This is a genomic window from Mycobacterium angelicum (assembly GCF_002086155.1).
Taxonomy (GTDB): domain Bacteria; phylum Actinomycetota; class Actinomycetes; order Mycobacteriales; family Mycobacteriaceae; genus Mycobacterium; species Mycobacterium angelicum.
Genome location: NZ_MVHE01000110.1, coordinates 1 through 9919, shown reverse-complemented (window position 1 = coordinate 9919; position 9919 = coordinate 1). Strand labels below are relative to the sequence as shown.

The window sequence follows — 9919 nt, the reverse complement described above, 5'->3', positions numbered from 1 at the left end:
TCCCCGCAGTGGCCCCCATCCCCGGCGTCGCGCCCATCCCAGCGGTCGCGCCGGTACCGGCCGTCGCCCCCATCCCGGGCGTCGCCCCCATCCCGGCCGCCGTCCCGGTGCCTGCGGGAGCCGCCGTAGCCCCCGTGCTGCCCGCTGGTACTCCGTTGGTGGTCCTCGGGGCTGAGGGCGCACCGCTGCCCGCCGGCGCACCCATCATCGACATGTCCAAGGCCGGCAAGGAACCGACCATTCCGGCTCCGGCCGGCGGGCCCGCGCCCGGCCAGCCCATTTCACCCGGACCTACGGGTGCGGCGGGCTGAGCCGGACCACCGCGGCTGACCGGTTAGCGCTTACGCGACCAGCGCAGCGCCGACTCGGCCGCGTAGTAGCCGCTCAATCCGTGGATTCCCGCCCCCGGCGGCGCCGACTGGGAACAGAGGTAGACCCCGGGCACCCCGATCGCGTAGGGGTCGACGGCTATCCGCGGCCGGAAGATGACCTGCAGTCCGTCATTGGCGCCGCCGATGATGTCGCCGCCGATGTAGCTGGGGTTGTAGGCCTGCAACTCAGCGGTTGACTTGCTGACGGTTGCGACGACGCGGTCCCGGAACCCCGGCGCGAACCGCTCGATCTGGTTCACCACAGCGGCGGTGGCGTCGCCGGTGTAACCGAACGGCACGTGCGCGTAGGCGTAGACCGGGTTGATGTTGCCCGCCGAGCGCGACGGGTCGGCCAGGTACTGCTGGCCCAGCAACACGAACGGGCGTTGCACCATATTCCGTTGTGCGCGTCGACGTTCGGTTTCGGCGATCTCGGAGAACGTGCCGCCCAGATGAACGGTGCCGGCGCGCCCGCAGTCGGGATTGGTCCACGGAATGTGCCCTTCGATGGCGAAGTCCACCTTGAACGCCGAGGACCCCTCGCGGTAGCGCAGATACGAGCGCCTGATCCGGCTGGGCATGCAATCGCCGTAAATCGTCAGGACCTGGGCCGGGCTGAGGTCGAGCATGACGATGTCGGCGTCGGGAATGTCGCGGCGGCTGCGGACGGTTACGCCGGTGGCGACGCGTACACCGTGCGCATCGAGGGCGGCACCCAGCGCCCGGGTGATCGATCCCGATCCGCCCTGCGCGACGGGCCAGCCGTAACGGTGGCCGCTGGCCAGGATCATCAACCCGAGTGAGGCAGTGAGCGGACGGTCCAGCCGGGTGTAGACGTGCGCGGCCGCGCCGCCGTAGAGGGCGCGCGCCTGCTCGGTACTAAACCAGCGCGCCAGCAATGTGGCCGGCATTACCGCGCGCGGGCCGAAGCGGGCCAGCCGGATCGGGTGGCGCGGAATATTGATCACCGGTCGAAGCAGGTCACTGGCCAGCTCATCGAATCCTTCGACGAGGTCGCCGACGGCCAGCCGCCACCGGTTGCCGTCGGATCCCATTCGCGCCGCGGTCGCCTCGATCGACTGGAACAGCAGGCCGGCGGTGCCGTCATCGAGCGGGTGCGCGCAGTCGATCTCCGGCCACTGCCAACTCAGCCCGTAGCTTGGCAGGTCGATCTCCTGCCAGAACGGTGAGCCCACACCCAGCGGATGAAACGCCGAGCAATGGTCATGAATGACCCCGGGCACCGTCAGTTCACCCGAGCGCGCTCCGCCACCGATGGTGTCGCGCGCCTCCAGCACCTGTACGTCAATACCCTGGCGCGCCAAGTGAATTGCCGCGGCCAGGCCGTTGGGCCCAGCGCCGACGACAACCGCCTTATTGGCTGCCTTCGTGACTGATTTGGTCACTGCGCGGCGCGTTGCGTCGTGACATGCACGGGGAATTCGTCACCCGGCTCGGGCCACGGCTGACGCGACAGCATGTCCTCGACGTTGATGTAGCCCGCTTCGATCAGTCCGGTCTTCGCGTCGACGATGCGGTACCACTGCTTTTGGATGTGGATCGGCTGACCTTCCAGGATGATGACCCGGACGTCGCCATCCTCGAACTGGCAACGCTTTTGGACGGCCTCCAGCAGCTGCTCGTTGTGCAGGTGACCCTCACCGAAGTTCCACCCCACCAGTGGCCCGGCGACGATTTCGCCCTCGCGAATCTTGTAGTCGGTCTCGCCGTCGATGGCACGCGGCAACAGGCCATTGAGCGCGCGGCCATGGGTGTGCATGGCCCGGAAGGCGGCCGTCTTGTCGGCCATGATTTCGGCGGTCGCGGCGTCGTAGAGCTTGGCCAGCTGATTGACAACCAGCGCAGAGCTTTTCACGATGTCGGCTTCGATCTTGTCTTCGGTACCGGCGCGGAAGCACCATATGCTGGTCGCCCAGTTACCGGCGTAGTAGCGCATGGCCGGCAGGAACGAAATCTTTTCGGGGAACATGTTTCCCGCGATCACCACGGCTACCGCGGCGATCACCAGCGCCAGCAGCCAAGGCGAGCGGAGATCGGTGGCGCGGATGGCGCCGTAGTGCCCGAACAAATAGAACAGCGAGAAAATGAAGAACACGTTCCACTCCAACGGAACTCCCATCGGGAGGTTGGACAGGATGTTCAAGTGGAAGATCACCATGAACCCGATGAGGAACCACCGCCACGGCTGATCGCCTGCGACGAAAACCAGAAGCGTCGGAACAATGAATTCCGCGGTGGTCCCGCCAACGTGCGCCATGAACTTCGGCACCCAGGTGGGCCGTAGGTCGTTGACGTGGTCGCGGTAGAGCCGGTGCTTGATCGGATTGAACAGCTTGGGCCGCAACAGTGCGTTGTTGCTCGTCATAACCGCCACCACGTAGGGGAAGTGGTGGTTGAGTTTCGAGGTCGCCGCACCCCACCACAGGCACAGCATGATGATTTTGAAAGCGGCGATCTGGTCGGTGAATGGGAAGAAGAACACGAACAGTTTCAGCCAGTAGTGCTCGCCGCGCGCGGCCAAGAAAATGGTCTTGTCGCGCAACCCCAACAACGCCAGGGCGACGATGGTCGGGATCACCAGGACGGGGTCGATCAGGCCGACATCGCCTGCGCCGGTGACCGATCCGCCGGAACCGGGTGCCAGCAGCGCCCACACCGCGCCGATCAACACGATCGCATAGAGACCGACATCGACGACGGTACGCGAATCGCCGCGGGTGAAGGGGACCTTATCCGGCCACGCCGGTAATCGAATGGTCCTGGGCCGCAACCAATATAGAATGCCGCCGATCGGCGGCATGAACCTTCCGGTCAGCGGCCCGGAGCCGCAGCCAAGGCCCAGCACCTCGAACAGCAGCGTGAAGACAATGACTTTCTGGTAGACGATCGGTTGCGTCCACCAGTCGGCGATGTCGCTTAGTCCACCCAGCCCCGGCGTGAGCGAGATGATCGCGGCGGGGACCGCGACGTACAGGCCGATCTTCAACAGATAGAGCAGGTACACCGCATACGGCGTCCCGAAGCCGTGTTCAGCCCAGTGCCGCGTCACGACCTGCAGTCGTGCTGCCCGCGGCAGCGTCGGCCAGGTGTCGTGATCGACGTCCGGAAGCTCCGGTGACATGAATCCCATGGCGGCCTCGTTCCCGATAGGTGTGAAACCAGCTAGTCAATAAACTCTATTCGGAACCACAAGGCCGGCGGTCGACCGGAAAGACTGGGACTGTGGCACGCGCATCCGGCCGCGGGTCCGCTCGGCAGGGCGCGATCATCAGGGTGCGGCGCGCCTACACGAATGGCATCCCGCGCGACCCCTCATTACGCGCGAATGCTTCCTCGGCGCTGCCCACACCAGATTCCTTGCGGTCCTAACGGACCCCAGGCCGCGCCCTCCGAGAGATCGGGGGAACCTCGTCCCAGCCGTCAGGCGGAAACCGTCGCTGCAGGCAATCGATCAGCCTCTCGAGAGTTCGGCGGTCCCGCTCGTTGATGCCCGTCGGGCGCCGAAGGCCACAGGCGTAGTCACTGTGGCCGACGGCTTCAGTGAGGGCCTTGGCCCTCAAATACTGGTCGATCGTGCGGTTCGTCCGGCGGCAGATCTGGCCGAGCACGCGCAGCAGGTAGTCCGTCTGGCGGTGATCGCCGGTGGCTGCTGGCTGGTTCATCTGCGCATCTCTCGACTGGGCTTTCCGGTGTGGCCACAGCTAACGCGCCGAAACCGCCGGGCACCATATGCGCCGACGATGAAGCTCACCTGCGCTTTTGTGCGCACCGCATGAAGGAGGGCTAGTTGGCCGCGCGCAACACTCCCGGAGCCATCCACCGGCAGACCTCCAGCGCCATCTGCACCTTGAACGCAGCGTCCGGATCGTCGAGGTCCTGTCCGCACAGCTCCATCGCCTGGGCGATCCGATACTGAATGGTGTTGCGGTGCAAGGACATTGCCTCCGCGGCGGCAACATAGCTGCGGTTGCGGACCAGAAATTCACGCAACGTCTCGCGTAGCCAGCCATTGCGTTCGTTGTCAACACTGAGATCGCCCAGCACATCGGCAACGAAGCGCCGCAACTCGCCTACATCGCTGGCCATCAGCGCGATGGGCGCCAGATCGCGAAAGAAGACGACTCGTTCTACGGTCGTCCCGCTACCCGTACCGCAACTGGTACCGCTACCGCGCCGACCGCCCGCCAGAGCCACCGCCTTCACCCGTTCGGCCTGCGTCAACGAGGCACGGAATCCGTGCAATCCCTCTTGCACTCGGCCGCACGCCAGCCGCGCTTGGATACCGGCGGATTCGAACGCCGTGCGCAGTTTCGCCGGCTCCAGCGCGCGGCCGTCGCGCACCGAAAACCACATCCGGGCCTCGCGTTCGTCGGTCGGCACCAGCAACGAATTGCCCAGCGCGCCCAGCTCCGCGGCCAGCAACGAACGCACCGAGTCGAATACCGCCACCACCTCTCCTGCGGGCACCGTCGTATCGACCCACACCACCGCCGCCAGGTGTACGCCGTCCAACCGATAGCGCAGCGCCCGCTCGGCCCGGGGCACGTCAACCGGACCACCCGAAAGCACCTCGCTGACCCACCGCTGCTGCAGGCCGCTGCGACGGCTCAGCCAGCGATCGTGCTCGTACTCGTAGGCCACGATCAGCTGGTCGGCCACCGAGTCCACCAGGTGGGCGGAGCGATTCACCAGCTCGACGAGCGTGGGCACCCGCACCGCGGGCTCCAGTGACGACACCTGCTTCATCGCCACCTCCAGGAATCGCGCGTGCCCCAGCCGGTGCGCCCGCACCAAACCGGACAGCGGCACATCGCGCTGCGCGGCCGCCCGCACGTATGCCAGCGCGGCCGCGGGGGCCTCGATCAAGGACGCCGGCACGTCACGATCCAGATAGTGGATGGCCGCCACGATGTTCTCGGTCAGGCTTGCCCGCCACAAGTCGGTCATTCTGGTGTCGTAATTCAGACCCTGAATCTCGGCCTTCATCTCGTCGAACAATTCGCCAATGAAGTCGTCGCGAATCAGCTGCATGTGCCGGGCGATCACCGAAATGGGCCCGTAACCAACTTCGGCCACGTGACTCACTGTGCCCGCCTCCGCGGCTGCGCGTGGGACTTTCGCCCGTGTTGCGGGGGGCGCCGATTGCGGTCGCTACGATCGAGTGACTCGACGGCAAGGGGGCCTCAGTGAGCGACAGCCCAGATAGCCCGGTTAATGACGACATCGGGAAATTCGACCCGGGCTTGACCCAGCGCATGATCAGCGTCATGCGCCCGGTGTTGAAGACGTATTTCCGCTCCGAGGTGCATGGCCTCGATTCGTTCCCGCCGGGCGGGGCGCTGGTCGTGGCCAACCACTCCGGTGGCATGTTCCCGATGGACGTCCCGATCTTCAGCGTCGACTTCTACGACCAACTCGGCTACGACCGCCCGGTCTACACGCTGAGCCACGACATCCTCTTCATGGGCGTGACCGGTCCGCTGTTCAGGCGCGTCGGCTATATCCGGGCCAATCGCGACAACGCCGCCAAGGCGCTGCGCACCGGCGGCGTGGTGGTGGTCTTTCCCGGCGGTGACTACGACGCGTATCGGCCCACCTTTGCAGAGAACGTCATCGACTTCAACGGCCGCAAAGGTTACGTCAGGACCGCGATCGAAGCCGGGGTGCCGATTGTTCCCGCGGTGTCCGTCGGCGGGCAGGAAACGCAACTCTACCTGTCCCGCGGCACCTGGCTGGCCGAGCGAATCGGTCTGAAACGCCTGATCCGCAGCGACATCCTGCCGCTGTCGTTCGGGTTCCCATTCGGGTTCAGCGCCGCCATCCCGCCCAACCTGCCGCTGCCCACCAAGATCGTTATGCAGGTGCTGGAACCGATCGACATCGCCAAGGAATTCGGTGACGACCCGGACGTCGACGAAGTCGACGAGCACGTACGGGCGGTGATGCAGCAGGGACTCAATGAGCTTGCCGCCAAACGACGTTTCCCGATTCTGGGCTGAGCCATGGCATCTCGCATCAGTGACATCCGCGGACTGATCACCACTATGCGGCGCGCCGGAATGATCGCGCCCATGCGGCCGGACAAGTACGTCAAGATCGCCGCCGCCATGCGCCGCGAAGGCATGGGCTTCACGTCAGGTTTCGCCGGTGCGGCTCAACGTTGCCCGGACAAGCCGGGGTTCGTCGACGAACTCGGCATGCTGACCTGGCGACAGCTCGAAGAGCGCAGCAACGCCTTTGCCGCCGCGCTGCAGGGGTTGCCGGGCGGAGCGCCGCGGGTGGTCGGGATCATGTGCCGCAATCATCGCGGATTCGTCGATTCCCTGTTGGCGGCCAACAGGATTGGCGCCGATATTCTGCTGCTCAACACCTCGTTCGCGGGCCCGGCGCTGGCCGACGTGGTGGCGCGGGAAAACGTCGATACCGTCGTCTACGACGAGGAGTTCAGCGCCACGGTGAATCGCGCATTGGCCGGCCGGCCCAACGCCACCCGCATTGTCGCGTGGTCCGATCAGCCGCACGAGCTGACCGTCGAGAAGTTGATCGCAGCTTGCGCCGATCAGCGTCCAGAGCGTTCAGGCAGTACCGGCAGAGTGATCCTGCTGACCTCGGGTACCACCGGAACACCCAAGGGCGCCAAGCACTCTGGCGGTGGCGGCGGCCTCGGCACCCTCAAGGCGATCCTGGACCGCACGCCGTGGCGGGCCGAGGAACCGATCGTGATCGTGGCGCCGATGTTCCACGCGTGGGGGTTCTCACAGTTGGTGCTGGCGTCGTCGCTGGCCTGCACGGTGGTCACCCGTCGCAAGTTCGACCCGGAAGCCACCCTGGACCTCATCGACCGCTACCAGGCGACCGGCCTCGCGGTGGTGCCGGTGATGTTCGACCGCATCATGGAGCTACCCGCCGACGTGCGGAACCGGTACAGCGGCAAGACATTACGCTTCGCCGCGGCATCCGGTTCCCGGATGCGGCCCGACGTCGTCATCGCGTTCATGGACCAGTTCGGCGACGTGATCTACAACAACTACAACGCCACCGAGGCCGGCATGATCGCCACCGCCACCCCGGCCGACCTGCGTGCTGCGCCCGACACCGCGGGCAAGCCGGCCGATGGGACCGAAATCCGCATCCTGGACTCCGAATTGAACGAAGTCCCGATCGGCGAGGTCGGAAGCATCTACGTCCGCAACGAAACCCAGTTCGACGGCTACACCTCGGGCACCACCAAAAACTTCCACGCGGGGTTCATGTCGTCGGGCGACGTCGGCTATCTCGATAGGAACGGCCGGCTGTTCGTCGTCGGCCGCGACGACGAAATGATCGTCTCCGGCGGAGAGAACATCTATCCCATCGAAGTGGAAAAGACCCTGGCCGCGCACCCCGAGGTGGCCGAAGCCACCGTGATCGGCGTGGACGACGACGAGTATGGCCAGCGACTGGCGGCATTCGTGGTGCTGGAACCCGGTGGGTCGGCCACTCCCGACACTCTCAAGCAACATGTCCGGGAGAACTTGGCCAATTACAAGGTGCCCCGTGAGATTACGGTTCTCGACGAGCTTCCCCGCGGCAGCACCGGCAAGATCCTGCGCGCCGAGTTGAAATCACAGGCCAGCGGCTCATGAGGGGACGGCGGCTGCTACGCCTGGCCTGGCGACAGGCATTGACGCCCAGACCGCTGACGCGAGCCGCCGTCGAAGTCCTCAACGCCGCCAACGGATTACGCCCGTTGAGCCGTAACCCTTACGCGGCAGTGCTGGTGTTCTGGTTCGGCTGGCCCACCTCGGAGGTGCCGGGTCTGTACGCCACCGCATCCGCGCTGGACGCCGTGCGCCGCGGCCGGCGCGGAGACTTCGCCGGCGCGAAAGGGAAAGCGGCACTGGGACTGACGGCCGCGTCCTGGGTCATCCTCGCGGTGATCCGCTACCGCGGCACCGTTACCCCCGGTCCGGTCTTGGAAGCCGGCCTGACCGAGCAGCTCGGTCCCGACTACACCGAGGAGCTCAAGGAGCTACCGACCGAACCGACACGTGTCGGCAGGCGCAACGTCCCCTTACGCAGCACGGTCGCCCGCCGGCGCTTCGTCGACAAGCAGAATGTCGTGCGCTACGGGCCGCACGGACGGGCCAACCTGGCCGACATCTGGCGCCGACGCGACCTGCCGCGTGACGGCAAGGCGCCGGTGCTGCTGCAGGTACCCGGCGGCGCGTGGATGCTCGGGTGGCGGCGCCCGCAGGCGTATCCGCTGATGGGTCATTTGGTTTCACGCGGCTGGGTATGCGTTTCGATGAACTACCGCGTATCGCCGCTGCACACCTGGCCCGACCACATCGTCGACGTGAAGCGCGCGCTGGCCTGGGTCAAGGAGAACATCGCGGCGTATGGCGGTGACCCGAATTTCGTTGCGATCAGCGGTGGTTCGGCCGGCGGCCACTTGTCTGCATTGGCAGCGCTGACGGCCAATGACCCCAAGTTCCAGCCGGGCTTCGAAGAGGCCGATACGTCCGTGGTGGCGGCGGTCCCGTTCTACGGCCGCTACGACTGGTTTTCCACCGAAGCCGTGGGGCGCGCCCAGTTCGTCGAGGTACTCGGAAGAATGGTGGTCAAAGAGAAGCTCAGCACGCATCGCCACATCTATGTCGATGCCTCGCCGATCCAGTATGTAAAGCCCGATGCCCCACCGTTTTTCGTGCTGCACGGAACCGACGACTCGCTGATTCCGGTGGTCGAGGCGCGCGAGTTCGTCGACGAGTTGCGCACGGTGTCGAAGGCGCCGGTCGCGTACGCCGAACTGCCCAACGCCCAACACGCTTTCGACATCTTCGGATCGCCGCGGGCACATAAGGCCGCCGACGCGGTGGCCCGGTTCTTGTCCTGGGTGTACGTGAGGAACCCACCCGGCCGGTAGGCGCTTGTTTACCTTGCTAGCCGCTGAATCCCTTGCGCCACTTCTGTTTCAGTGGTTTCAGCGAAGGGATTTTTGTCGGTGGCGTTTTGTAGTGTTTGCGGTATGGGTTCGAGTACGCGTGAGGAGATCGTCGAGGCCTTCGATGTCCTCGACCATGGCCTGGATCTCGTGTGCGGCTTGACCTTTGACACGCTCACCACACCGGAGTTGCTGCGGGCGCTGCAGCGTCTGGAGCGGGTGGCGCGCCGGCTGCCGGTGCCCGGGCATACCTTGATCAATCAGATCGGTGAGCAGTCCTGCGAGGAGGAACTCGGCGGCACGTTGCGGGTGGCGCTGGCCGACCGGTTGCGGATTACCAGGGCCGAGGCCGGCCGGCGGATCGCCGAGGCGGCGGATCTGGGTGAGCGCCACGCGTTGACGGGTGAGCCGCTGCCGCCGCTGTTGACCGCGACCGCCGAAGCCCAGCGCGACGGCCTGATTGGCGACGGGCATGTCAAGGTGATCCGCGAGTTTCTGCGTGAGCTGCCCGCCGCGATCGATCTGGGTACCCGCGCGGCCGCCGAGACCCAGCTGGCCCAGCTGGCCACCAGCCGGCGCCCCGACGATCTGGCCGGGCTGG

Annotated in this window: 8 protein-coding genes and 1 pseudogene; 6 read left to right on the top strand and 3 right to left on the bottom strand. The window is 65.9% G+C overall.

Translation table 11 applies throughout. From position 1 onward, the window contains the following. Window positions 1–311 (top strand): annotated as a pseudogene (locus BST12_RS32350) (beta-xylosidase); the annotation flags it as partial. Window positions 312–334: 23 nt separating this feature from the next. On the opposite strand, the gene BST12_RS27730 reads toward BST12_RS32350, so the two are convergent. Both BST12_RS27730 and BST12_RS27725 read right to left on the bottom strand, forming a co-directional pair. Further along, a complete protein-coding gene (locus BST12_RS27730) occupies window positions 335–1777 on the bottom strand; it encodes a phytoene desaturase family protein (RefSeq protein WP_083116397.1) in 1443 nt (480 codons plus the stop codon). Continuing rightward, window positions 1774–3522 carry a DUF3556 domain-containing protein gene (locus BST12_RS27725; RefSeq protein ID WP_083116396.1) on the bottom strand — a complete coding sequence of 583 codons (1749 nt, stop codon included), beginning with the start codon at window positions 3520–3522 and terminating at the stop codon, window positions 1774–1776. The genes BST12_RS27730 and BST12_RS27725 overlap by 4 nt, the downstream gene beginning before the upstream one ends. A 394-nt stretch (window positions 3523–3916) precedes the next feature. Here BST12_RS27725 and BST12_RS31285 point away from each other — a divergent pair, with 394 nt between their 5' ends. Next, on the top strand, window positions 3917–4168 hold the full coding sequence (locus tag BST12_RS31285) for a hypothetical protein (protein ID WP_139801992.1): 252 nt from the start codon (window positions 3917–3919) through the stop codon (window positions 4166–4168). 7 nt (window positions 4169–4175) lie between these two features. On the opposite strand, the gene BST12_RS27715 is transcribed toward BST12_RS31285, so the two are convergent. Beyond that, on the bottom strand, window positions 4176–5468 hold the full coding sequence (locus BST12_RS27715; RefSeq protein WP_083116394.1) for a PucR family transcriptional regulator: 1293 nt from the start codon (window positions 5466–5468) through the stop codon (window positions 4176–4178). Between the two features lie 179 nt (window positions 5469–5647). On the opposite strand from BST12_RS27715, the gene BST12_RS27710 reads away from it, so the two are divergent. The 4 genes from BST12_RS27710 to BST12_RS27695 form a co-directional block, all read left to right on the top strand. After that, on the top strand, window positions 5648–6391 hold the full coding sequence (locus BST12_RS27710) for a 1-acyl-sn-glycerol-3-phosphate acyltransferase (protein WP_139801994.1): 744 nt from the start codon (window positions 5648–5650) through the stop codon (window positions 6389–6391). Window positions 6392–6394: 3 nt separating this feature from the next. Next, the gene (fadD12, locus tag BST12_RS27705) at window positions 6395–8017 is read left to right on the top strand and encodes an acyl-CoA ligase FadD12 (protein ID WP_083116392.1); all 1623 of its coding nucleotides are present in this window, start codon (window positions 6395–6397) and stop codon (window positions 8015–8017) included. Continuing rightward, window positions 8014–9300: an alpha/beta hydrolase gene (locus BST12_RS27700; protein ID WP_083116391.1), complete on the top strand. Its 1287-nt coding sequence runs from the start codon at window positions 8014–8016 to the stop codon at window positions 9298–9300. The genes fadD12 and BST12_RS27700 overlap by 4 nt, the downstream gene beginning before the upstream one ends. Before the next feature lie 102 nt (window positions 9301–9402). Beyond that, on the top strand, window positions 9403–9919 hold a 517-nt coding region (locus tag BST12_RS27695; RefSeq protein ID WP_139801991.1), incomplete at its 3' end, for a DUF222 domain-containing protein.